Source organism: Pseudomonas sp. MWU13-2105, assembly GCF_023242315.1.
Classification (GTDB): Bacteria; Pseudomonadota; Gammaproteobacteria; order Pseudomonadales; family Pseudomonadaceae; genus Aquipseudomonas.
Genome location: NZ_JALLIY010000030.1, coordinates 1 through 20,696, shown reverse-complemented (window position 1 = coordinate 20,696; position 20,696 = coordinate 1). Strand labels below are relative to the sequence as shown.

Genomic DNA, 20,696 nt, shown 5'->3' with positions numbered 1-20,696 from the left:
TGGCTCCTACAGGATTGATGTCGCCGGCAAGATCCTCACGCAGCAGCAATAGGTTCGGGAGAGAGACCTGTACCGCCGATATCACAGGCACAAAAAAGCCCCACTCAAGGGGCTCTCTTGCCAAGCATTTTCAGCTAAGCCGTATCACGCCATCTGGATGATGGTCTGCATGATGGTGCTTTGGGTGGAGATGGTCTTGGCGTTCGCCTGGTAGTAGCTCTGGCCCTTGATCAGGTCCACCAGCTCACTGGTCAGGTCGACGTTAGAAGCTTCCAGGGAACCGGAAAGGATCGAACCGTTGGTACCGACCGTACCGCCGTCAAAGGCCGGCTGACCGGACGAGAAAGTCTCCTTCCAGCTGGTGCCGCCGACCGCCTGCAAGCCTTGCTCGTTGGTGAAGCTGGCCAGGGCCACCTGGCCGATCGCCTTGTGCTGTTGGTTGCTGAAGTTGGCGGAGATCACACCAGTGGCATCAATGGTGATATCAGTGATCTGGCCGGTGGCATAACCGTCGTTGGTGATGGCGCTACGGGCGGTATCGGCGTTGTACTGGGTGGTTTTCGAAAAGTCGACGGCAATGCCCGCAGCGTTCGCACCAGCCTTGTTCGGCGTCCAGACCCCACCGACCATCCCACCAGGAATCCAACCCGTAACCACGATACTGGTCTGGCCAGCAATACCGCCGATGCTCTGCAACTTGCCCGCGGAGTCAAATACCACGGGCACAGGCACAGGATCGGGGGCTGCTGGCGCAGCAGGAGGCACTGTAACCGTCGGCGCCGTGCCATCAGGGTTGCGACCGTCAATCAACGAATAGACGTTCCAGGTATTGGCACCGGTCTTGACCGCATACTGGTCCAGGGAGTGGGCATTACCTTGGGTGTCATAGATGGTGGTGCTGAACGGTTTGGTATAAGTCGAGGTCTGGGTGACATCGAACGGTACGGTGATCGGCGTCGACTTGGAGTCGAGGTTGATCGTCGAACCGATCTTGGTGGTGGTCTGCGGCGACAGGTTCGAGGTGTCGATCCGCAGGTTGGTCAGCACACCCGGAATGATGTTGCCGTTGGCATCGGCGGCAAAGCCTTGCAGCTTCGCGGTGCCGTCGGTGTTGGTGACGTAGCCGTCCTTGTCGGTCTTGAAGGTACCGGCACGGGTGTAGCTCAGCGAGCCGTTGCTGCTCAGGACGAAGAAACCGTTGCCCTGCACGCCCATGTCCAGCACGTTGCCGGTGCTGTCCATGCCGCCGTTGCCGAAGTTCTGCGAGACGTTGGCCAGGTTCACACCGTTACCGATGGTCTTGGCGCCGGTGCCCAGCTTGGTCGCCGAATACACGTCGGCGAATTCCGCACGGGACTTCTTGAAGCCGGTGGTGTTGACGTTGGCAATGTTGTTGCCGGTGACGTCAAGTTGCTTGCTGGCCGCAGAGAGACCGCTCAAACCGATATTGAAAGACATGGTTCACTCCTTACTTCGTGTTGGTCGGCTCTTACAGGCCAATGGTCTGGACTTTGGACAGAGCAATACTGCCCAGGCCCGCCAGGTTGAGCATCATTTCACCGCCGTTCTGACCCAGGGTCACGCTGCTGACCGTGGCCGGCAGGTTGGTCGTGAGCGCCGTCGACGTGCCGCTGATCGTCGCGGCGGCATTGAAGGTGTAGGTGCCACTGGCCAGCAAGGTGCCCGAATCGTCCTTGCCGTCCCAGGTAAAGGCCGCATTGCCCGCCGGCTCAGAGCCCAGGGTCAGGGTTCTGACCACCTTGCCGCTGGAGTCGGTGATCTTCACCGTCGCGTCGCTGACGGAACTCGGAATCACTGCCGTGCCGCTGAAGGTCTTGCTGGTATCAACCACCGCCTGGCTGGTCGGCACGATGACCGAACGCCCGACCATCGACGAGGCCTGCAGCGCCTGGGACGAGGTGAAGGAACCGGCAATATTGTTCACGCTGGTGTTGAGCGTCTGGATACCTTCCAGGCTGCTGAACTGCGCCAACTGTGCGACGAAGGCACTGTTGTCCTGAGGGTTGAGCGGGTCCTGGTTCTTCAGCTGGGTCACCAGCAGTTGCAGGAACGCGTCCTTGCCCAGGGTCTGGCCGCCGGCGGCGCTGCTGATGGCATTGCCCAGCGCGTCAGTACTGCCGGTGCTCGCCTTCTGGGAGTTGGCAATGATCGTATCAAGTGTCGAATTGCCGCTCGACGAAGTGCTGGAAACCGTCATAGGAATCGTCCCTTATCACTGACCGAGGGTCAGGACCTTCTGCATCATGGTTTTGGCGGTGGTCATAATGTCCGCATTGGTCTGGAACGAACGGCTGGCGGAAATCATGTCGGCCATTTCCTGAACCACGTTGACGTTCGGGTAATAGACATACCCGTTGGCGTCAGCCGCCGGATGGTTCGGCTCATAACGGGCTTCAAGGTTGCTGGGGTCCTCGACCACCCCCATGACCTGAACGCCGGCACCCGCCCCGTCCTGGCTCTGGAACAGCGAGTTGTCAGTCTGGCCCTGGCCGTTCTGGAACATGGTGGCGAACACCGGATGCCGGGCGCGATAGGTCTGGTCAATGCTCGACGAGACGGTTTCGGCGTTGGCGATGTTACTGGCGACGGTGTTCAGGCGAGTGGTCTGGGCACTCATGCCGGTACCGGCAATGTTGAAAACGCTGGCTAGGGACATGATTTATTCTCCACGCAGGGCTGAAACCAGCCCTTTGAATCGGGCGTTCAGCAGGGTGAAGCTGGCCTGGAAATCGACCGAGTTCTTGGCATAGTTCGATTGCTCGATCTGCGCGTCCACGGTGTTCTGGTCGAGCGAGGGCTGCATCGGAGTGCGGTACTGCAGCGCGGCATCGCCGTTGCTCAGACCTTCGGCTTCGATATGGCGGGTGTTGGTGGTGTTCAGCGCGAAACTGCCGTTCTTGGCCTTGTCGCTCTGCTCGGCGAGCACCGAGGAGAAATCCATGTCCCGCGCCTTGTAGTTCGGGGTATCGGCGTTGACGATGTTGTTCGCCAGAACTTCGGCGCGCTGGGCGCGGAAGGCCAGGGCTTGCTCATGGATGCCGAGCGCTTTATCGAAGTTGATGCTCATGTCGGGAAACCTTTAGCGGGTTGACCTGGTTTTGTGGAACAGGCTTTTCGTTACAAGTGACAAAGCAAGGCCCATGCCAATTTCCCTATGCAGGTAAATCAAGGGCTTGCGGGCAGGTGGCGAGCGGCAATGCCAGAAAAGCGGCAAGGCATTTCCGCCGGGTGCCGGTAAAGCGGCAAAAAAACCGCAAAAAAAACGGGAACCCGTCGGTTCCCGTTTCTTGTAGGGCTTGGCGCCTACTTGGCCTGGTAGATGATCCCCGGGCTGCACTGCACCATCTGGTAATGATCCGGCAGACCGTTCAGGGCTTCCGAGGCTCCGAGGTACAAGTAGCCACCTGGTTTCAAGGTGCCGTGGATACGCAGCAGAATGTCTTTCTTCACTTCCGCGGAGAAGTAGATCAACACGTTGCGGCAGAACACGATGTCGAACTTGCCCAGGCTCGCATAGCTGTCCAGCAGGTTGAACGAGCGAAATTCCACCCGACTGCGGATCGGCGCCTTGACCGCCCAGCGCCCCGGCCCCTTGGGGTCGAAGAATCGCTGCAGGCGCTCGGGCGACAGGCCGCGGCCAATGGCCAGGCTGTCGTACTCGCCGCTCTTGCAGTTGGTGAGCATCAGCCCGGACAGGTCGGTGGCGACAATCTGCGCACCGCCCTTCAACTGCCCCATGTTGCTCCGCTCGAACTCATCGATCGACATCGAGATCGAATAGGGTTCCTGTCCCGACGAACAGGCCGCCGACCAGATCCGCAGACGCTGGCCGGGGCTGGCCTTGATCATTTCCGGCAACACCTTGTTCTTCAGGACCTCGAAGGGGTAGGTGTCGCGAAACCACAAGGTTTCGTTAGTGGTCATGGCATCCACCACCTGCTCGCGCAAACCGCTGCGTGGCTGCGTCTGGATCCGCTGGACCAGTTCACCAAGGGATTTGAGCCCCTGCTGCTCCATCAGTTTATTGAGACGGCTGGAAACCAGATACTGCTTGTTTTCACCCAGCAGGATGCCACAGGCCTTTTCCAGGAAGACCCGGAACTGTTCGAAATCCAAATTACCCGTAGACAAATGATGCCGCCTCTACAATCGCTCGTACTGCCAGGAACGGAGGTTCCTGATCGCTTATTCTGCCGCCTTGATCCGATCGACTACCCGTGCTGCCAGGTCATCGGGACGGAACTTGGCCAGGAAATCATCGGCACCGACCTTCTTGACCATTGCCTGATTAAAGACCCCCGACAAGGAAGTATGCAGGATGATATGAAGTTTTTGCATGCGTGGATCGTTGCGAATCTCGGCTGTAAGGGTGTAGCCGTCCATTTCCGGCATTTCAATGTCGGAAATCATCATCAGGAATTCTTCTTCCGGCTTCTTGCCCTCGTCGACCAGTTTGCGCAGGTAATCCAGCGCCTGCCGGCCGTCGTTCAACGCCACCACTTCCACGCCCACGGTCTGCAGGCAACGCGTGACCTGCTTGCGCGCCACCGACGAGTCATCCACCGTCAGCACCCGCATCGACACCGCCTTGGCCTGGGTCTCGACATCGACCACCCCATGGGAGATGGACTCGGAAGTCGGCGAAACCTCGGCGAGGATTTTCTCGACGTCGATGATTTCCACCAACTGGTTGTCGATCCGGGTCACGGCGGTCAGGTAGTGATCGCGCCCGGTGCCCTTGGGCGGCGGATGGATCTCTTCCCAGTTCATGTTGACGATGCGCTCCACCGACTTCACCAGGAAACCCTGGGTCTTGGTGTTGTACTCGGTAATGATCACAAACGGATTACTTTGATCCTTGAGACCGCCCGACCCGGTGGCCATCGCCAGGTCCAGGATGGGAATGGTTGCCCCGCGGATATTCGCCACGCCACAGACTACCGGGCTGGATTTGGGCATCAGGGTCAGCTTGGGGCACTGCAGTACCTCCCGCACCTTGAACACGTTGATCCCGTACAACTGCTGACCATCCAGACGAAACAACAACAACTCAAGGCGATTCTGCCCGACCAGTTGCGTACGCTGGTTCACCGAATCCATTACACCCGCCATGCCAGCCACCTCTCACACAAGCTTCATGATCCGACGCCCATTCGGCACTAAACGGCACGAGCCTTGCTTTTTATACTGTTATGAAAGCACAAACGACATTTTTTCGACGCCTGACATCACAGTACCGCAGATTGCTCTGGGTCTTGGCGGTTTTATGCAGTCTGAACCCCGGCGGCCCTGCCCTTGCAGACTCAGCGACCCTGCCTGACCAGCTTATCGGCGTGACCCAAGGCTTTCTTGAGTTCACGGTAGAAGACTATCTGGCCACCAGTCAAACCGAAGGACGCTACGAAATCCAGGTCAACCAGCTCGATCCGCGTCTGCGCATGGCCGCTTGCGACAAGGAATTGACAGCCACCCTGGAAAGCCCCGCCACACCCATTGGTCGGGTTACGGTCAAGGTCCGCTGCGAAGGTAGCTCGCCTTGGACCGTGTTCGTACCGGCCCAGGTCAAGCTATTCCGCAATGTGGTGGTCACCACGCGCCCGCTGAAACGCGCCGGAATCATCGAACCCGGCGATGTCGCCCTGCGCGAACGCGACATCAGCCTGATCAACCAGGGTTTCCTGACGACCACGGACGAAGCCATCGGGCAGAAACTTGTCCGACCAATGGTCATGGATCAGGTCATCACCCTGGTTCATCTGGAGCAGGCCGAGGTGGTCCGCAAGGGCGATCAGGTGGTCATCAGTGCGACCAGCGGTGGCCTGGTGGTCAAGATGCCGGGCGAGGCCCTGTCCAACGGCGGCCTGAACGAACAGATCCGGATCAAGAACCTGAACTCGCAGCGGGTGATCAAGGCACGGGTGACCGCGCCGGGACAAGTGGAAGTTGCCTTGTAGAGACTGGCGCTGAGCAGCAGCTTTTCCTAAACTGTGTCCAGGCAGGGACACCGTCGGCACGTGCAGACTCATTCTCATATGAGCCTAAAGTTTTCCCGGGTATGGCCGAAAACAAGGCAAGCGTCCAAATACCCAGAGGTTTTTTTCATCATGGTCATCGATTTCAGTCGTTTGAATAACGCCCCGTCACTGACAGGCAGTACGCGCACCAGTGCCGGCAAGGAAGCCGACGGCTCCGGCAAGTCCGCGCCCGTGAGCACTCCGGCCGCCTCGGTCAGCCAGAGCGGGGAATCGGTACACCTCAGTAATGAGGCTCAGCAGTTGCAACAAGTCACTGACAAGCTGCGCGACCAACCTGTCGTCAACAGTGCCCGCGTGGCCGAGTTGAAGCAGGCGGTTGCCGATGGCAGCTACAAAGTCGACAGCAACCGCGTAGCCAGCAAACTGCTCAACTTCGAAGCCCAGCGCTAGGCTTCGGCCTGCGTCAGGCTTTTGGACGCTTAAAAACCAAGGCCAGCCATGCACGACAACACTCTGCTGCAACTGATCACCGACGATTTTGCCCCAGCTCAAGACCTGCTTGAGTTGCTGCGCGCCGAATCCCTGGCGCTCCATGGTCGCAACATGTTCGAGCTGGAAGAAATCCTGGCCCGCAAGCAAGCGCTGATCGTTCTGCTGGAACAGCATGGCCGCAAACGCAGCCAGTTGCTCACCGGCCTCAATTTGCCCAGCAACCGTACCGGACTGGAACAACTCGCCGCGCAGTCCAGCATTGGCGAACAATTGTTGAGTCAGAGCGATGTACTGACCCAATTGCTGGCCGATTGCCAAGCCGCCAACGAGCTCAATGGTCGCAATATCCAGGTTCAGCAAGCGACAACCGCAAACCAGTTGAAGATCCTGACCGGCGGCGAAACCCCCGCCCTCTATGACGCACGCGGTTCAACGGCAATGTCCATGAAACCGCGCCCGCTCAGTCAGGCTTGAGCCGGGCCTTGCGCGTGCTCTATCAAGGCGCGCAACATGCTGGCAAAATGCTAGCTTTTGCGTGCAGTCGTATTTTGTCTGGAGATTGATGAACCGTGTCCAATGCCTCAAGCGCGGAAGATGCTCCGCAGCCACCCAAGGTGCTTAGCACGCCCCTGGAAATTTCCGCCAACCTGCGGATGCTGCAGGAAAGTCACGACCCGCTGATCATCACCTTTCACGAGCGCAGCCAGCGTTTCCAGAGCTTTGTGATCGATGTCAACCGCGAAGCCGGCACCCTGGCCCTGGACGAAATGATGCCTCGCGATGGCGAGCGCTTCCTGTCCGCCGGCGAGCCCTTCCGCGTCGAAGGCTTCCATGAAGGCGTGCGAATCGCCTGGGAACAGCCGCAGCCCATGACCATCGACGAGACCAACGGTTGCTACCGCGGCTCGATGCCTGTTGAAGTGGTCTACCACCAACGCCGCAATGCCTTCCGCGCGGCCTTGAAGCTGGCCGCGCTGGTCAATGTCGAGTTGGGCGGCGAGAAGCTCAAGGCGCCGTTGACCGGCAAGCTGCTGGACATTTCCGCCACCGGTTGCAAACTGCGTTTCGACGGCGATATTTCCGACCGCCTGCAACTGGGCCAGGTCTACGAGCGCTTCATTGCCGCCCTGCCCTTCGGCCCCATGACCGCCCCCGTGGAACTGCGTCACCTGCACTTCGAGGAACGGATCAACACCACCTTTGCCGGCGTGCGCTTCCACAACATGAGCGGCCTGGTCCAACGCCAGGTCGAGCGTTTTGTCTACCAACTGCAACGTGAAGCGCGACGCTTCGATAAAGACGACGATTTCTGATCAAGCCATCGCCATAAAAAAACGGGCCACCCTTATCAGGTGGCCCGTTTTTTTATTCCTAACGTCTCAGTTGCTCGACTTGTGCGCCGGCTCCGGGTCCGACTCGTCCACCTCGGCTGCCACCTCGGCCTCGGGCGGCGTGGGCACGACGCTGTCGCACATCTGGTCCAGCACGATCTGCTCGTCGACCCGCGGGTCAAGCGCAGCCCCCAAAGGCGACATGGCTTCCGGCATGACCACGTGTTGCAGCGGCGCATCCTCGACCTGATGCCGGTTGGTCACCGCCGCCGGCCGAATCCGCCACACCAGCATCACCGCGAAGAAGCTGAAAAACGCGTAGAGCATCTGGCTGCCGAACAGCTTCATCAGCACACCGGCCACCAGGGGCCCGATACTTGCGCCGATGCCATAGGTCATCAGCAACATGGCCGTCAGCGAGACCCGGCGATCGCCCTCGATATGGTCATTGGAAAAGGCCACTGCCAGCGGATACAGGCAGAACTGCAGCAAGGACACCACGAAGCCCGCGGCAAACAATACCTCCAGCGGCGCATGGGACATGATCGCCAGCGGCAATGAGGCCAACGCCAGCATGAAGGCGATGCTGCGAATCAACAGCGCCCGGTCATAGCGATCCGAGATCCAGCCCAGTGGCCACTGCACCAGGAAGCCGGCAAAAATGCAGCAGCCCATGAACAGGCCCACCTGCTCGGTGGACAGCCCCTGCTGGGACGCATACAAGGGGGCCAGACCATAAAAGGAGCCGACGATGATCCCGGCACCGAGAACCGTGGTCAGCGATTGCGGCACCCGCTTCATGAAGAAGCGCGGCTCCAATGGCGCCGGATGCAACGGTGCCGGGTGAATCCGCCGGGTCATGGCCACGGGAACCAAACACAGGGCAAAGCACATCGCCACCGCCATCAGCAGCTCCAGGCCCAGGGCCGGGTGCAGGACCAGGATCATCTGTCCGAGGATCAGCCCCAGGTAGGAGGCAATCATGTAGCCGCTGAAAACCACGCCACGCTGCTTGGCTTCGGCCTGCTCGTTGAGCCAGCTCTCGATGACCATGTACTGGCACATCATCCCCAGGCCCACGATCATCCGCAGGAACAGCCAGGCCGGCAACCAGTCGATCAAACCGTGACCGAGTACCGCCGCGCCGACAATACCGGCACAGGTAGCATAGGCGCGGATATGCCCGACCCGGGCAATCAGCCGGTGGCCGAGCTTGCCGCCGAGCACCAGGCCAAAATAGTTGGCGGCCATCAAGGCGCCCACCCACAGGCTGTCGACGTGCTCGGCAGCCAGGCGCAAGGCCAGATAGGTACTCAGCAGACCGGAGCCGATCAACATCATCAGCGAGGCGAAATACAACGCTCGAAAGGGTTTCCAGATTTGGCGCATCGGCGTTCCGAGCGGCTCCTTGAATAGGGTATCGGGCTATCCGACAAGATAGCCCGAACGGGACGGCTACAGCTATGCCTGAGAGGCCAGAACACGACGCTCCCAGGGGGTGATTTCATCCAGGAAACTGGTCAGCTCCAGGCTCTTCGAGGCAATGTAGCCTTCGATGAACACACTGCCGAACAGCTCCCTGGCCAACGAACTACGTTTCAGACGTTCGAGTGCGGCATGCAAGGTACATGGCAACGACAAAGAATCCGGGACTTCGAATTCACCCTGGATCGCCGCTGTCGGTTCAAGCTCGTGCTCGATCCCGTACAGGCCAGCCGCCAGACTCGCGGCTATTGCCAGATAGGGATTGGCATCGGCCCCCGGCAGGCGGTTTTCCACACGTCGCGCCACCGGCGCGCTGGCCGGAATACGCAAACCGGCCGAGCGGTTGTCATGGGACCAGCAGGCATTGTTTGGCGAAGCAAAGGGATGGCAGAGCCGCTGGTAGGAATTCACGTTCGGCGCGAACAGCGCCGTGAAATCTGCCAGGCAGGCCTGCTGGCCGCCGATGAAATGCCGGAACGTCGCCGTCGGCTCGCCGTTGGCGTCGCTGAACACATTGCCCCCGCCATCTGCCTGCACCACGCTCTGGTGAATATGCATCGAACTGCCGGGGGTATGGGCCAACGGCTTGGCCATGCAGACCACGGTCAGGCCGTGCTTGAGGGCGACTTCCTTGAGCAGGTGCTTGAACAGGAAGGTCTGGTCGGCCAACAGCAGCGGGTCGCCATGCAGCAGGTTGATCTCGAACTGGCTGACGCCCATTTCGTGCATGAAGGTATCCCGGGGCAGTCCCAGGGCGGCCATGCATTCGTAGACCTCGGCGAAAAAAGGCCGCAGGCCGTTGTTGGAACTGACGCTGAACGCCGAATGGCCGTCCTCGCGTCGACCGTCCAGGCCCACCGGCGGCAGGAACGCCTGGGCCGGATCGGTATTGGGGGCGAAGACGAAAAACTCCAGTTCGGTCGCGACCACCGGCGCCAGGCCACGGGCCGCATAACGCGCGATCACCGCCTTGAGCTGGCCCCGGGTCGACAGGCTGGAGCTTTCGCCGCTCAGTTCGTCCGCATCGCAGATCGCCAGGGCACGCGGTTGCCGGCTCCAGGGCAGGCGGTGAATCTGTTGGGGATCGGCGTTGAGCGCCAGGTCGCCGTCGTCACTGCCATAGAAACGCGCCGGCGGATAACCGCCCATGATGCACTGCAGCAACACCCCACGGGCCATCTGCAGGCGTCGTCCTTCGAGAAAACCCTCGGCGGTCATTACCTTGCCGCGGGGTACGCCATTGAGGTCCGGGGTGACACACTCAATCTCATCAATGCCGGTCAGTCGCAGGGCGAGTGAACGCTGGCCATCGGTCGTCATGACTCAATCCTTGTTATTGTACGGGCCGCTAACGGCGTCCTGTACAAAATACGCATCACCCGTTCAAAATTTCAAGCAGGGAATACAGAAAAGCCTGCGAGTGCACCCAGCTTTTGCCCCGGCGATCGCGATCAAGGCAGGTAAAGCCTGAACAATGCTCCGCCCAAGGTCCCGCCATTGGCGATCTCGATCCGCCCGCGCACGCCGTTGCGCTCGTGCAGCCCGGCAATCCGCGCGGCGAAATACAGCCCCAGGCCGGTACTGCCGGTGGCCGGGTTGATACCCTGGACATAATCGGCCTGGCGCTCGACCATCTGTTCCGGATAGCCGGGACCGTCGTCATTGATGCTCAGCACCAACTGCTCGCCCTCTTCGCGGACACTGACCAGCAGTGCATGACAGGCGTAGCCGATGGCATTGGTAATGATATTGCCGACCACCGAACTGATCAGTTCCCGGTCGAAGAAACCCAGCGGGCTGAAGTCGTCCACTTCGCAACTGGCGACGATCCCGCGGCTGCTCAGCAACTCCTGGCGCCCGGCCAGTTGCGCGCCGATAAAGTCGTCCATCTCATGATAATCCGGACGCAGCGGCAACTGGTTGACCCCCAGTTTGTACAGCCCGAGCAGTTGCACCAGCATGGTATTGAGATGCGCGAACTCATACTCGATGACACTGTGTTCGGGGGTATCACGCTGCACGTCGGGCAAGCGCGCCAGCCACTGGCCATGGGCCTGTGTCAGCATCGCCAGGGAGTTCTTCATGTCATGCACGGTGGAGGCGATCACCGTGGAAAAATCCAACCCCTCGTGACTGTCACTCATTCGCCAAACGCCCGGGTGCGCAATTTCTGATACCTCTCATAACGGGGATCGCTGTCCGGCATCTTGCCGACCATTTTCAGACAGCCGCGGCACTCTTCGAGTACCGCCGCATCGCCGCTCTTCTGGGCAATGACGAGCAAGGCCTGGGCCGCGTTCAAGGCAATGCTGATGTTCTTCGGTTGCAGCGCCAGGGCGCGGCGGAACAGGCCCACGGCTTCGTCCAGATTGCCGCCCTTGTAGCTGCGCACACCCTGTACGTTGAGATCGATGGCCGCCTTGCCGCTGCCGAGGATCTCCGGGTCATCGGTCAGCTTGGCGATGCCCTTCATCACCGTCGGATCGTCGCCGTAGATCTCCACGCAGCTCTTGAGCATCGATGCCCCGGCGTCGGCCTGGCCCAGTTGCTGCAGTTGCTTGGCCACCAGCAGCGCGGCCTCGGCGCTCATGAAGTTCTCCATGCCGTCCAGGCGCGACATGGCCTGCTCGGTGAGTTTGTCGGCGGTTTCGGCATCGTTGAGCAGCAGGCTGGTGGCCTTCATCAAGCGCGCACGCACCTGCAAGCCCTGGTCGTTGGCGTTTTCCTTGGCCACCGCGCTCAGGGTCTGGTTGATCTCCAGCCGGGTGCGGGTATCCAGTCCGCGCTCGCTGCCCTTGCTGATCAGCGCATGGGCCAGGCCCAGATTGCTTTCCGGATCCTTGAAGCGCGATTGCTCGCCCTGGGACACGGCCTGGCGGTAGGCCCGGGAGGCACTTTCAAAGTCTTCGTTGGCCAGCGCCAGCTTGCCCAGCAACGACTGCCGGCGTACCGCCAGGGGCGACAGACGTACAGCCTCTTCCAGCACGCTCTGCGCGCGCCGGGTATCGCCTTCCTGCACCAGCACCTCGGCCAGGCCATCATAGAGCGCCGGCATCATCGGAAAGGCCTTGAGCGCGGTCTCATAGAGCGCCTTGGCCTGGGCCACCTGGTTGCGCTTGAACAGCAATTGCCCCATGCGCGCATAAGCCCAGGGCAGCGGGCGGTCGGCGAGGATGCCGGTGAGAAAGCGTTCCAGGGGTTCGAATTGATTCAGGTTCCACATCGCGTCGGCGCGGTAGCGCAGGCACAACGGGGCGAAACGACTGTCCTGCTGGGTCAGGCGGGTACAGGCGGCCAGCACTTCGGCCGGCTTGTCGCGGTCCAGCGCCTGCATGATCGGCTTGAGCAGGTTCTTGCGCTGCACCAGCTTTTCCAGGCGCTGGGCCAGGCTGGCGCGGTTGAACGGCTTGGTCAGGTAGGCATCGGGCTCGTGCTCGAGAGCCGATAGCACCATGGCCTGGCTGCTTTCGGCGGTGACCATGACAAACACGCTTTCATGGCTGATCAGCTTGTCGGTCATCAGGTCTTCAAGTACCTGCTGGCCGTTCTTCTTGCCATCACCCAGATGGTAGTCATGCAGCACGAAATCGTAACGTTTCTGTGCGCACATACGCAGCGCCTGCTCCCCGGTGTCGGCGGTGTCCACTTCCTTGACCCCCAACTCCCGCAGCATGGACCGGACTGAACTACGGAAATCGGAGAAATCGTCGACGATAAGAAAGTTTTTTTGGTGATACGCCAGCATCGAGATTCCTGTCATGGGAGATAGAAGATGAGCCCGTGGGCAATCACCAGAGCGGGTTCAGCTTCCCTGCCACCTTCGCGCGCAGATAATAACTAACGGCAATTTGCCATCAAGCAACTTTACAGCATCGTACAAAATTGCAGGCAAAACCCGACCTTTTGCCAAGCGTAGCGGCAAAAGTCATAGAGGCTTGATCAACCGCTTGAGACACACACCCAGCCCGCGATAGCGGACTTTCGGGTTATCCCAATCAGGGTATCGTCAGACACCGCGAAAACCTGAGAGCCTGGCGAGGGTGTGTCAGCATCGAATGCGGCGCGGCGCCGCGCTGCCCTATACTGTCCGCGGCTTTATCGGGTACCCATGGAAGCGACAGGTCATATAAGGGAATAATCTTGACCCCCAGGCAGTGTAATAACGTCAGCGCCGTCACCTTCGTCACCACGGTCAAAGAACGGTTGGCGTGCTGATCAAAACCCTTTGCGCAGGGTCGCTGGCACTCGGTCTGGCCAGCGCCACCCTCTCGGCCTGTGCCGCTTCGGCGCTGCCTCCGGCACAGATCAAGCCCCACGGCCTGAGTCGTGAGCAAGCCCAGCAAGTACTGGTGGCCGCGCTCAAGCCACAGCACTACAAACTGGATAAACCCGGAGTCTTTATCGACGGCGACCTGGCCGACGACAACGCCAAGGGTTGGGCTGCGAAGACGACAAGTAGGCCGCCGGTTCAACGCATCGCCCGGCGCTTTTCCAGCAACGCAAACAACTGGATACCGGCCAGCATGGCCAGCACGAACACGATGACCTGCCAATGCCCGGTCAGCAGGATCGCCACCGCCGGTCCCGGACAGATCCCGGCGATCCCCCAACCCACACCGAACAGCAGACTGCCGCCAATCAAGCGCGCATCCAGCTCGCGCTTGAGCGGTAGCTGTATCGGCGCGCCCAACAGCGAATGCCGGTGTTTGCCAGCCCAGTGAAATGGCCAGGCCGCCACGGCCACCGCCGCCGCCATGACCAGCCCCAGGGAAGGATCCCAGGCCCCCGCCAGATCGAGAAAACCCAAGACCTTGGCCGGGTTGGCCATACCCGCCAGCAGCAGGCCGATACCGAATATCAGGCCGCTGAAAAAAGCCGTCAGCTTGTTCATAGCGAGACTCCCAACACGTGGCGAAGAATATGGACCGTGGCAAATCCCGCGGCCATGAAGCACAGCGTGGCGACAATCGAGCGTGGCGACAGCCGTGAAATACCACACACGCCGTGTCCACTGGTGCAGCCCGAGCCATAACGGGTTCCCAATCCCACCAGCAGGCCCGCCAGCACCAGGCCGGGCACGCCAGTCTCGAACCGGATCGTCGGAAGTGCATGGAACGCGCCCCACAACAACGGCGCCAGCAGCAGGCCAAGCAGAAACAAGGCCTTTTCGCCCCAGCCCTCGCTGCCGCGCTGCAGCAGGCTGCCGAGTAAGCCGCTGATGCCGGCAATACGGCCGTTGGCAAGGATGAACAGAGCCGCCGCGAGCCCGATCAGCGCGCCTCCGGCCAGTGCCGACCACGGCGTAAAGTCAAGCCAGTCGATAGTCATATCGCCTCGTCCGCTGAATAAAGAGAATATGCATGGTCGTGAGTACAGTCGACCTGAGTCAATGTTCCGGCCCTCCTGGGCGGATATCGTCACACCAGTAGCGACGCTCCTTGAAAAATCCGACTCACAGGACTGAAAGATCATGCCTGTGAGTCGATACAAGAAATATAACAAGCTTGCTCCTCGACCCGGGATTTCCTATGAAGTGGAAAATACGCAACAAGGTTCTGCTGCTATCTGTGATTCCTGCCCTCTTGCTGGCGTTGATCATTCAACTGCTGGCCTTTTCCGAACAGCAGGCCATGGGCGAGCGAAGCATCGAGGAGACGCGCCAGACCCTGATAAAAACCCGCAAGGACGAGTTGGTGCACTACCTCGACCTGGCCTACAGCACCATCAAGCCGCTTTATGAAGGGGCCGATGCCATGAGCCCGGCCACCCAGGAGGAAGCCCGGCGTCGACTGCGCGAACTTCACTATGGGCAAGACGGTTATTTCTTCGGCTACAACGACAAGGGCGACAGGATTTTCCTGGCCGCCGGCAAAGACGATGGGAAAAATTTCTGGGACCTGAAAGACAGCCACGGTACCTATCTGATCCGAGAACTGATCGCCGCCGCCAAACATGGCGGTGATTTCGTCACGTACTACTTCCCCAAGCCCGGCAATGACGAGACCGCCTACCCCAAGCTGTCCTACGCCATTTACCTGGATAAATGGAACTGGATCGTCGGCGCCGGATTTTATGTCGACGGCCTGGACGCCCTGATCGCCGCGCAAACGCAACACCAGCAGCAGGCCATGGATGCCCTACGCTGGAAGCAATGGGGCATCATGGGGGTGCTGCTGATCGTGCTCAGCATCGCCGCCGCTTATGTCGCCCGCAGCATCGTCAGGCCACTCGGCTTACTGACCCGCAGCCTGCAAGACCTGGCCAGCGAAGACGGCGACCTCACCCGCCAGTTGCCTGTCGATGGCAATGAAGAAACCGCCGAGCTGGCCGGTGCGTTCAACCAGTTCGCCGGAAAAATCCGCCATATGGTGCTGGACCTGGCCCGCTGCGCCCAGCAGTTGCATGAGCGCAACGAACAGCTCAAGCAGAGCGCCCAGCATGCCGCCGACGCGCTGACGCGCCAGACCCGCGATGCCGAACAGGTCACCCACGCCATGGAACAGATGGCCCTGGCCACGCATAACGTCGCGGAATCGGCGCAAAGTGCCGCCCAGGCGACCCGCGATACCGATGAGCAGGCCCAGGCCATGCAAACCAACGTCAACGACACCGTGGATGCCATCGGCGGCCTGGCGCGGGATATCGAAAAGGCCGCCCAGGATATCCAGACCCTGGGCAGCGACGTGGAGTCCATCGGTTCCATCCTCGATGTGATCCGCGGCATTGCCGAGCAGACCAATCTACTGGCCCTCAACGCCGCCATCGAGGCCGCCCGCGCGGGTGAGCAGGGTCGTGGCTTTGCCGTGGTGGCCGACGAGGTCCGCTCGCTGGCTCAGCGTACCCAGCAAAGCACCCAGGAAATCCAGGCCAAGATCACTCAACTGCAACAGGGCGCCCGCGCGGCGGTCAGCACCATGCAGAGCAGCCTCGGTGGCAGCGAGCTGGCGGTGACCAAAGTCAACGGCACTGGCCAGATCCTGGCCCAGGTAAGCAATGCGGTGTCCGAGATCAACGGCATGAACAACCAGATCGCAACCGCCGCGGAAGAACAGTCGAGCATCGGCGCCGAGGTGAACCAGAGCCTGGCGCAAATCAGCCAGCACATCAACGACACCCAGGCCATCACCACGCGCAACAACGAAATGTGTGTCGAGCTGGATCAACTGTCGCGGGAATTGGGGCTGTTGGTCAAACGTTTCAGGGTCTGAAGGTGCGACCAGGGCGCTGTCTATTTTGCGGCGCCCAAGGGAACCCAGACAAATGAATGATTCTTCATTTCAAAATATTACCAAAAATCACACCACAGTCATCAGACAGAAATATTTCAGGAATTAAATCGTAACGTCTCTTTATAGGTGGGTCACTCCACTTAACCCTTTCATTGAGGTGTTGTCGTGATGTTGCTGACTAAAAAAAGCCTGTCTGTCCTGCTGGCGTCTCTCTGCCTGAGCGGTGTCGCTCACGCGACCGATGTAACCGGCGCAGGCTCCAGCTTTGTCTATCCGGTTTTGTCCAAGTGGTCGCAGGACTACAGCAAAGACTCCAGCAATCGCATCAACTACCAGTCGATCGGCTCGGGCGGTGGTATTGCCCAGATCAAGGCGGCCACCGTTGATTTTGGTGCCTCCGACGCCCCGTTGTCGGCTGATGACCTCAAGGCCGGCGGCCTGGGTCAATTCCCTAGCGTGATCGGCGGCATCGTGCCGGTGATGAACATCGACGGTGTCGCCGCGGGCCAATTGAAGCTCGACGGTGAAACCCTGGCGAAAATCTTCCTTGGTGAGATCACCGAGTGGACCGACCCGGCTATCGTCGCGCTGAACCCGGGCGTGAAACTGCCTGGCGGCAAGATCACCGTGGTCCACCGTTCTGACGGCTCGGGTACCTCGTACAACTTCACCAACTACCTCGCCAAAGTGAGCGATGGCTGGAAATCCAAAATCGGTTTCGGCACCACCGTGCCTTGGCCGGTCGGTGTCGGTGGCAAGGGCAACGAAGGTGTCTCCGCCTACGTCAAGCAGATCAAGAACTCCATCGGTTATGTTGAGTACGCTTACGCCCTGCAGAACAAGATGACCCACGCGCAACTGAAGAACGCCGCCGGGAAATTCATCCAGCCCAACGCCAAAGCGTTTGCCGCCGCTGCCGACACTGCCGATTGGGCCAACGCCAAAGACTTCAACCTGATCATGACCAACGCTCCTGGCGACGGTGCATGGCCGATCACGGCGACCACCTGGATCATCATGTACAAACAGCCGAAGAATGCCGAGCAGAGCCAGGCGGCCTTCAACTTCTTCAAATGGTCGTTGGAAAATGGCCAGCAACAGGCTTCGGCACTGGACTATGTGGCTTTGCCTGACTCCCTCGTCAAGCGCATCGAAGGTTACTGGAAGTCTGACTTCGCCCATTGATCCAGCAATAGCTAAAACACCCCTTCCTCGGGCAGTCTTTGCCGAGTGAAGGGGTTTGTTTGTGAGCAGACTTCTGATGAACGATATAGTGCAACCTCCGAGCATGACCATTTATGCTGGCGAAGTGACGAGTGATGCGCGTGCGACTCGCGATCAGCGTCATGATCTCTGGTTCAAGCGCTCCATGATGGGCGCGGCGATGCTGGTGCTGCTGCTTCTGGCGAGCATTGCAGCGTCGACACTCTGGGGCGGCAGTCTTGCCCTCAAGACCTTCGGCTTCGGCTTTCTGACCAGCACCGAGTGGGATGCGGTCAATAACCACTTTGGTGCCTTGGTACCGATCTATGGCACCCTGGTGACGTCTTTCCTGGCCTTGCTGATTGCGGTTCCCGTCAGCTTTGGCATTGCGATTTTCCTGACTGAGGTCGCACCACCCTGGCTACGGATGCCCGTCGCCTCGGCGGTTGAATTGCTCGCGGGGATTCCATCGATTATCTATGGCATGTGGGGCCTGTTCGTGTTCGGTCCGTTCATGGCCGAACATCTGTCCCCCTGGATCAACGACTACCTGGGTTCGTTACCCCTGGTCGGTTCGCTGTTTCAGGGGCCGCCCCTGGGCATCGGCATGCTGACCGCCGGCATCGTCCTGGCAATCATGATCATGCCCTTCATCACCTCGGTCATGCAGGAGGTGTTTCGCAGTGTTCCCACCCCCCTCAAGGAGTCAGCCTACGCATTGGGCGGCACCACTTGGGAAGTGGTCTGGGACATCGTCCTGCCTTACACCCGCTCCGCGGTAGTCGGCGGTATTTTTCTCGGACTGGGACGCGCATTGGGCGAAACCATGGCCGTGACCTTCGTGCTGGGTAATGCTCAACAGTTCTCGGCTTCCTTGCTGATGCCCAGCAGCTCCATTGCCTCGGTCATCGCCAACGAGTTCAGCGAAGCCTATACCGACCTGCATCGTTCCGCGCTGATCGCACTGGGCTTCCTGCTGTTCATCGTCACCTTTATCGTATTGGCACTGGCCCGGCTCCTGCTGATGCGGCTGTCACGCAAGGAGGGTGTATGACCGGCAACGAACGTCTCTATCGCATCCGCGCCTTCAAGAATCAGCTGGCGATGGTGCTCAGTTGTGGCGCCACGGTCTTCGGCCTGGTCTGGCTCGTGTGGATCCTGCTGACCACCATCATCAACGGCTTTCAGGCGCTCAATCTACGCCTCTTTACCCAGATGACACCGCCACCGGGTGTGGAAGGCGGCCTGGCCAATGCCTTCTATGGCAGCGCCCTGATGTCGGCGATCGCCCTGCTGATCGGCACGCCGATCGGCTTGATGGCGGGCATCTGGCTGGCGGAGTTCGCACGCCATTCGCGCCTGGGCAACGTCGTCCGTTTCATCAACGATATCCTGCTGTCGGCACCGTCGATTGTGCTGGGTCTGTTTGTCTACACCGCAGTGATCCTGCCGTTGAACCTGCTGACCAATCACCAGTCTGGTTTCTCCGCGATCGCCGGGGCCCTGGCCTTGGCGCTCCTGGTGATTCCGGTGGTGGTCAGGACCACGGATGAAATGCTTCAACTGCAACCCACCACCCTGCGCGAGGCGGCGCTGGCATTGGGTGTCCCGCAGTGGAAATTGACCCTGCAAATCGTCCTGCGCGCGGCGAAAGCCGGTGTGCTGACCGGTATCTTGCTGGCGCTGGCCAGGATCACCGGTGAAACCGCGCCGCTGCTGTTTACCGCGTTCGGCAACCAGTTCTGGAGCAGCAATCTGCTCAAGCCGATTGCCAGCGTGCCCGTGGTCATTTTCCAGTACGCCATGAGCCCTTTCGAGGACTGGCACTCCCTGGCCTGGGCGGGGGCATTGGTACTGACCTTGTTCGTACTGATCCTCAGCCTTCTGTCCCGTTTGATCCTTTTGCGCAATAGGTTGACTTGATGAATAGCCGTGACCTTGGCAACGAAAAAACCAAAATTCGCGTTCGTGGCCTGGAGTTTTTTTACAACAACCAGCGCTCCCTGAAGTCCATCGACATGGATATTCCAGAGAAACGCATCACTGCGATCATCGGACCTTCAGGTTGCGGTAAGTCGACACTGCTGCGGGTGTTCAACCGGATCTACTCCATGTACCCGAAGCAGGAAGCGCGTGGCGAGGTACTGCTCAACGGCGAGAACATCCTCGCCCCGGGTTATTCGATGAACCGCCTGCGTAGCCATGTCGGCATGGTATTCCAGAAACCCGTGCCGTTTCCGATGTCGATCTACGACAACGTGGCCTACGCCGTGCGCCACCACGAGCAACTGTCCCGGCATGAGATGGATGAACGCGTCGAGCAGGCCCTGAGTGGCGCCGCGCTGTGGGATGAGGTCAAGGACAAGCTCAAGCAGAGCGCGCAAGGCCTGTCGGGCGGCCAACAGCAGCGTCTGTGCATCGCGCGGACCATCGCCTTGCGGCCACAGGTATTGCTCCTGGATGAGCCGACTTCCGCCCTTGACCCGATCTCCACCGGGCGCATCGAGCAGTTGATCACTGAACTGAAAGAGCAGTACACCATCATCATCGTGACCCACAACATGCAACAGGCGGCACGGGTATCGGACTATACCGCCTTCATGTTCATGGGTGAGTTGATCGAACATGCGATGAGCGACACGATCTTCACCAATCCGAAGAAGAAGCAGACCGAAGACTACGTGACCGGGCGCTTTGGCTGATCTGACCGCGAATAAAAAACCACCTGCAGAGGTGGTTTTTTTATACCTGGGATTTATTGGCTACGCCTGCGTGCAGGGGCTGGCCTGCCGGCGATGGGGCCAGTAAGCCTTGCGATGACATGCGGCTGCCATCGCCGGCAGCCCCTACAGAAGCCGGGCACGCTGCTATCCCTGCGCTGGAACACCTGCCCCCTGTAGGAGCCGGCTTGCCGGCGATGGCGGCGGAACAGTCTCTACAGCAGGTCGGGCCTGCCACCG

General features: G+C 60.0%; 21 protein-coding genes and 1 pseudogene. 10 read left to right on the top strand and 12 right to left on the bottom strand.

What is annotated here, in order from left to right:
* Positions 1 to 144: 144 nt before the first annotated feature.
* The 6 genes from flgE to M5B96_RS30720 form a co-directional block, all read right to left on the bottom strand.
* A complete protein-coding gene (gene flgE / locus M5B96_RS30745) occupies positions 145 to 1,458 on the bottom strand; it encodes a flagellar hook protein FlgE (protein WP_248800758.1) in 1,314 nt (437 codons plus the stop codon).
* 31 nt (positions 1,459 to 1,489) lie between these two features.
* Positions 1,490 to 2,218: a flagellar hook assembly protein FlgD gene (flgD, locus tag M5B96_RS30740; RefSeq protein WP_248800756.1), complete on the bottom strand. Its 729-nt coding sequence runs from the start codon at positions 2,216 to 2,218 to the stop codon at positions 1,490 to 1,492.
* Between the two features lie 15 nt (positions 2,219 to 2,233).
* Complete coding sequence (gene flgC, locus M5B96_RS30735) at positions 2,234 to 2,677, bottom strand: flagellar basal body rod protein FlgC (RefSeq protein ID WP_248800754.1); 444 nt, start codon at positions 2,675 to 2,677, stop codon at positions 2,234 to 2,236.
* A gap of 3 nt (positions 2,678 to 2,680) precedes the next feature.
* Complete coding sequence (gene flgB / locus M5B96_RS30730) at positions 2,681 to 3,088, bottom strand: flagellar basal body rod protein FlgB (RefSeq protein ID WP_248800752.1); 408 nt, start codon at positions 3,086 to 3,088, stop codon at positions 2,681 to 2,683.
* Between the two features lie 236 nt (positions 3,089 to 3,324).
* Positions 3,325 to 4,152 (bottom strand): protein-glutamate O-methyltransferase CheR, encoded by an 828-nt coding sequence (cheR, locus tag M5B96_RS30725; RefSeq protein WP_248800750.1) that lies wholly within the window; start codon positions 4,150 to 4,152, stop codon positions 3,325 to 3,327.
* A 54-nt stretch (positions 4,153 to 4,206) separates the two neighbouring features.
* Positions 4,207 to 5,133, bottom strand: a complete 927-nt coding sequence (locus M5B96_RS30720) for a chemotaxis protein CheV (RefSeq protein WP_248800749.1) — start codon at positions 5,131 to 5,133, stop codon at positions 4,207 to 4,209.
* Between the two features lie 80 nt (positions 5,134 to 5,213).
* Here M5B96_RS30720 and flgA point away from each other — a divergent pair, with 80 nt between their 5' ends.
* From flgA to M5B96_RS30700, 4 genes are all read left to right on the top strand, one after another.
* Positions 5,214 to 5,975, top strand: coding sequence for a flagellar basal body P-ring formation chaperone FlgA (gene flgA, locus M5B96_RS30715; protein WP_248800748.1), 762 nt, complete (start codon positions 5,214 to 5,216; stop codon positions 5,973 to 5,975).
* 150 nt (positions 5,976 to 6,125) lie between these two features.
* Positions 6,126 to 6,446 carry a flagellar biosynthesis anti-sigma factor FlgM gene (gene flgM / locus M5B96_RS30710; protein ID WP_248800747.1) on the top strand — a complete coding sequence of 107 codons (321 nt, stop codon included), beginning with the start codon at positions 6,126 to 6,128 and terminating at the stop codon, positions 6,444 to 6,446.
* 48 nt (positions 6,447 to 6,494) lie between these two features.
* Entirely contained in the window at positions 6,495 to 6,962 is a 468-nt protein-coding gene (locus tag M5B96_RS30705; RefSeq protein WP_248800746.1) for a flagella synthesis protein FlgN, read from the top strand.
* A 95-nt stretch (positions 6,963 to 7,057) separates the two neighbouring features.
* On the top strand, positions 7,058 to 7,801 hold the full coding sequence (locus M5B96_RS30700) for a flagellar brake protein (RefSeq protein WP_248800745.1): 744 nt from the start codon (positions 7,058 to 7,060) through the stop codon (positions 7,799 to 7,801).
* Between the two features lie 66 nt (positions 7,802 to 7,867).
* Here M5B96_RS30700 and M5B96_RS30695 read toward each other — a convergent pair whose 3' ends face one another.
* From M5B96_RS30695 to M5B96_RS30670, 6 genes are all read right to left on the bottom strand, one after another.
* Entirely contained in the window at positions 7,868 to 9,208 is a 1,341-nt protein-coding gene (locus M5B96_RS30695; protein ID WP_248800744.1) for an MFS transporter, read from the bottom strand.
* 72 nt (positions 9,209 to 9,280) lie between these two features.
* The gene (locus tag M5B96_RS30690) at positions 9,281 to 10,522 is read right to left on the bottom strand and encodes a glutamine synthetase family protein (protein ID WP_248800793.1); all 1,242 of its coding nucleotides are present in this window, start codon (positions 10,520 to 10,522) and stop codon (positions 9,281 to 9,283) included.
* A gap of 233 nt (positions 10,523 to 10,755) precedes the next feature.
* On the bottom strand, positions 10,756 to 11,448 hold the full coding sequence (locus M5B96_RS30685) for a sensor histidine kinase (protein WP_248800743.1): 693 nt from the start codon (positions 11,446 to 11,448) through the stop codon (positions 10,756 to 10,758).
* Positions 11,445 to 13,049, bottom strand: a complete 1,605-nt coding sequence (locus M5B96_RS30680; RefSeq protein WP_248800742.1) for a tetratricopeptide repeat-containing response regulator — start codon at positions 13,047 to 13,049, stop codon at positions 11,445 to 11,447. The genes M5B96_RS30685 and M5B96_RS30680 overlap by 4 nt, the downstream gene beginning before the upstream one ends.
* A 723-nt stretch (positions 13,050 to 13,772) precedes the next feature.
* Positions 13,773 to 14,195 carry a DUF6691 family protein gene (locus tag M5B96_RS30675; protein WP_248800740.1) on the bottom strand — a complete coding sequence of 141 codons (423 nt, stop codon included), beginning with the start codon at positions 14,193 to 14,195 and terminating at the stop codon, positions 13,773 to 13,775.
* Positions 14,192 to 14,632 carry a YeeE/YedE family protein gene (locus M5B96_RS30670; RefSeq protein WP_248800738.1) on the bottom strand — a complete coding sequence of 147 codons (441 nt, stop codon included), beginning with the start codon at positions 14,630 to 14,632 and terminating at the stop codon, positions 14,192 to 14,194. Before M5B96_RS30670 ends, M5B96_RS30675 begins: the two co-directional genes overlap by 4 nt.
* Before the next feature lie 200 nt (positions 14,633 to 14,832).
* On the opposite strand from M5B96_RS30670, the pseudogene M5B96_RS32935 reads away from it, so the two are divergent.
* The 6 genes and pseudogenes from M5B96_RS32935 to pstB form a co-directional block, all read left to right on the top strand.
* Positions 14,833 to 15,654, top strand: a pseudogene (locus tag M5B96_RS32935) (cache domain-containing protein); the annotation flags it as partial.
* A 15-nt stretch (positions 15,655 to 15,669) separates the two neighbouring features.
* A complete protein-coding gene (locus M5B96_RS32930; protein WP_412548670.1) occupies positions 15,670 to 16,512 on the top strand; it encodes a methyl-accepting chemotaxis protein in 843 nt (280 codons plus the stop codon).
* Between the two features lie 189 nt (positions 16,513 to 16,701).
* Positions 16,702 to 17,718, top strand: a complete 1,017-nt coding sequence (gene pstS, locus M5B96_RS30660; protein ID WP_248800734.1) for a phosphate ABC transporter substrate-binding protein PstS — start codon at positions 16,702 to 16,704, stop codon at positions 17,716 to 17,718.
* Positions 17,719 to 17,821: 103 nt separating this feature from the next.
* On the top strand, positions 17,822 to 18,790 hold the full coding sequence (pstC, locus tag M5B96_RS30655; RefSeq protein WP_412548669.1) for a phosphate ABC transporter permease subunit PstC: 969 nt from the start codon (positions 17,822 to 17,824) through the stop codon (positions 18,788 to 18,790).
* Complete coding sequence (gene pstA / locus M5B96_RS30650) at positions 18,787 to 19,659, top strand: phosphate ABC transporter permease PstA (RefSeq protein ID WP_103497235.1); 873 nt, start codon at positions 18,787 to 18,789, stop codon at positions 19,657 to 19,659. The genes pstC and pstA overlap by 4 nt, the downstream gene beginning before the upstream one ends.
* On the top strand, positions 19,659 to 20,438 hold the full coding sequence (pstB, locus tag M5B96_RS30645; protein ID WP_100944227.1) for a phosphate ABC transporter ATP-binding protein PstB: 780 nt from the start codon (positions 19,659 to 19,661) through the stop codon (positions 20,436 to 20,438). Before pstA ends, pstB begins: the two co-directional genes overlap by 1 nt.
* The last annotated feature ends 258 nt before the right edge of the window (positions 20,439 to 20,696 follow it).

What these genes read in the sequence shown, in the direction of transcription:
- flgE (WP_248800758.1), bottom strand. Translation starts at nt 1,458, where the DNA reads ATGTCTTTCAATATCGGTTTGAGCGGTCTCTCTGCGGCCAGCAAGCAA.
- flgD (WP_248800756.1), bottom strand. Translation starts at nt 2,218, where the DNA reads ATGACGGTTTCCAGCACTTCGTCGAGCGGCAATTCGACACTTGATACG.
- flgC (WP_248800754.1), bottom strand. Translation starts at nt 2,677, where the DNA reads ATGTCCCTAGCCAGCGTTTTCAACATTGCCGGTACCGGCATGAGTGCC.
- flgB (WP_248800752.1), bottom strand. Translation starts at nt 3,088, where the DNA reads ATGAGCATCAACTTCGATAAAGCGCTCGGCATCCATGAGCAAGCCCTG.
- M5B96_RS30720 (WP_248800749.1), bottom strand. Translation starts at nt 5,133, where the DNA reads ATGGCGGGTGTAATGGATTCGGTGAACCAGCGTACGCAACTGGTCGGG.
- flgA (WP_248800748.1), top strand. Translation starts at nt 5,214, where the DNA reads ATGAAAGCACAAACGACATTTTTTCGACGCCTGACATCACAGTACCGC.
- flgM (WP_248800747.1), top strand. Translation starts at nt 6,126, where the DNA reads ATGGTCATCGATTTCAGTCGTTTGAATAACGCCCCGTCACTGACAGGC.
- M5B96_RS30705 (WP_248800746.1), top strand. Translation starts at nt 6,495, where the DNA reads ATGCACGACAACACTCTGCTGCAACTGATCACCGACGATTTTGCCCCA.
- M5B96_RS30695 (WP_248800744.1), bottom strand. Translation starts at nt 9,208, where the DNA reads ATGCGCCAAATCTGGAAACCCTTTCGAGCGTTGTATTTCGCCTCGCTG.
- M5B96_RS30690 (WP_248800793.1), bottom strand. Translation starts at nt 10,522, where the DNA reads ATGACCGCCGAGGGTTTTCTCGAAGGACGACGCCTGCAGATGGCCCGT.
- M5B96_RS30685 (WP_248800743.1), bottom strand. Translation starts at nt 11,448, where the DNA reads ATGAGTGACAGTCACGAGGGGTTGGATTTTTCCACGGTGATCGCCTCC.
- M5B96_RS30680 (WP_248800742.1), bottom strand. Translation starts at nt 13,049, where the DNA reads ATGCTGGCGTATCACCAAAAAAACTTTCTTATCGTCGACGATTTCTCC.
- M5B96_RS30675 (WP_248800740.1), bottom strand. Translation starts at nt 14,195, where the DNA reads ATGAACAAGCTGACGGCTTTTTTCAGCGGCCTGATATTCGGTATCGGC.
- M5B96_RS30670 (WP_248800738.1), bottom strand. Translation starts at nt 14,632, where the DNA reads ATGACTATCGACTGGCTTGACTTTACGCCGTGGTCGGCACTGGCCGGA.
- M5B96_RS32930 (WP_412548670.1), top strand. Translation starts at nt 15,670, where the DNA reads ATGGTGCTGGACCTGGCCCGCTGCGCCCAGCAGTTGCATGAGCGCAAC.
- pstS (WP_248800734.1), top strand. Translation starts at nt 16,702, where the DNA reads ATGTTGCTGACTAAAAAAAGCCTGTCTGTCCTGCTGGCGTCTCTCTGC.
- pstC (WP_412548669.1), top strand. Translation starts at nt 17,822, where the DNA reads ATGACCATTTATGCTGGCGAAGTGACGAGTGATGCGCGTGCGACTCGC.
- pstA (WP_103497235.1), top strand. Translation starts at nt 18,787, where the DNA reads ATGACCGGCAACGAACGTCTCTATCGCATCCGCGCCTTCAAGAATCAG.
- pstB (WP_100944227.1), top strand. Translation starts at nt 19,659, where the DNA reads ATGAATAGCCGTGACCTTGGCAACGAAAAAACCAAAATTCGCGTTCGT.